The following is a 1,354-nucleotide window of genomic DNA, read 5'->3' as shown; positions in this document are numbered from 1 at the left end:
TTTCCATCAGTAAGTTTCCGATCCCGGCCAACGATCGGCGAACGTGATCGCAAACGCGTTCAGAGCGGGCTTCCACCTCGTTATCCATCGTGCCTGGCCCTTGCCTGTCGGGTCGAGCGAACGTGTCACCAAATACAGACACTTCAGCGCAGCCGCCTCGGTAGGGAAATGGCCACGAGCTTTCACCGCCCTCCGATAGCGGGCATTGAGGGACTCAATCGCGTTGGTAGAGCAGAGCACTCGCCGTATCTCTGTGTCGTAATCGAGGAACGGAATGAACTCCTGCCAAGCGTTGGTCCACAATCGGATGATCGCCGGATACCTCTCACCCCAGTGCTCGGCGAGATCGTCCAGCCCCGCGTGAGCGGCAGCCTCGGTCGGTGCCGTGTAGATCGGTCTGAGATCGTGTTTGAGTGCGTCCCAGTGTTGACGTCCCGAGAGCCGAAAGGTGTTGCGGATCAAATGCACGACGCACGTTTGTACCGTCGTGGCCGGCCATACGTTCTCGACGACTTCCGGCAGGCCTTTCAATCCGTCGCAGACCAGGAAGAACACATCCCGAGTGCCGCGATTGCGAATGTCCGTCAGCACGGACATCCAGAATTTGGCGCCCTCACCGCCGGTGCCGGCCCACAATCCGAGCACGTCGCGCCGTCCGTCGAGACTGACGCCGATCGCCGCGTAGATCGGCCGGTTTGCGACCTGCCCGTCTCGAACTTTGACGACGATCGCATCGACGAAAACTGCCGCGTACACCTCGTCGAGCGGACGGGCAGACCAGTCCTGCATCTCCTCGAGGACCTTGTCGGTGATCCGCGAGATGGTCTCCTTCGAGACCGAGGCCCCGTAGATTTCAGCGAAATGCGAACTGATTTCACCAGTCGTTAATCCTTTGGCGTACAACGACAACACGATCTCATCGACCCCGTTCAATCGACGTTGGCGCTTCTTGACGATCTGCGGCTCGAACGTCCCTTCCCGATCACGAGGGACCTCGATCGGGACATGCCCACTGGCCTCGGTCAACACCGTTTTCGACCGAGTCCCGTTGCGAATATTCGTAGACTCCCGATCGGCCGGAGCTTGGTTCTTGTCGTGCCCGAGGTGCTCGGTCATCTCCTCGTTCAGTGCGGTTTCCAGAACGGTTTTAGTGAACTGCTTGAGCAAACCGTCCGGCCCGGTCAGCGACAGGCCCTGCTCCTTGGCCAGGCGCACCAACTCCGCGGCCGCCGCAGCTTCCGCGGAGGGCTCGGCCCTCTTCTTCGTAACATTCTCCAGTGTCGTCATCTCGGCACCTCCTCGCCGAGCATTCACTCAGCGTCTCGGGCCAAAACACCGATTACGAAACAGTCCC

Annotated in this window: 1 protein-coding gene; it reads right to left on the bottom strand. The window is 60.1% G+C overall.

The window, feature by feature from the left end; all coding sequences use genetic code 11:
• Nucleotides 1-6: 6 nt before the first annotated feature.
• Entirely contained in the window at nt 7-1,287 is a 1,281-nt protein-coding gene (locus G8767_RS35160) for an IS256 family transposase (protein WP_030537341.1), read from the bottom strand.
• Between the last annotated feature and the right edge of the window lie 67 nt (nt 1,288-1,354).

The organism is Rhodococcus sp. IC4_135 (assembly GCF_011602025.1).
Classification (GTDB): domain Bacteria; phylum Actinomycetota; class Actinomycetes; order Mycobacteriales; family Mycobacteriaceae; genus Rhodococcus_F; species Rhodococcus_F baikonurensis.
The sequence above is the reverse complement of the archived record's forward strand: the minus strand, read 5'-3'. Positions and strand labels throughout refer to the sequence as shown.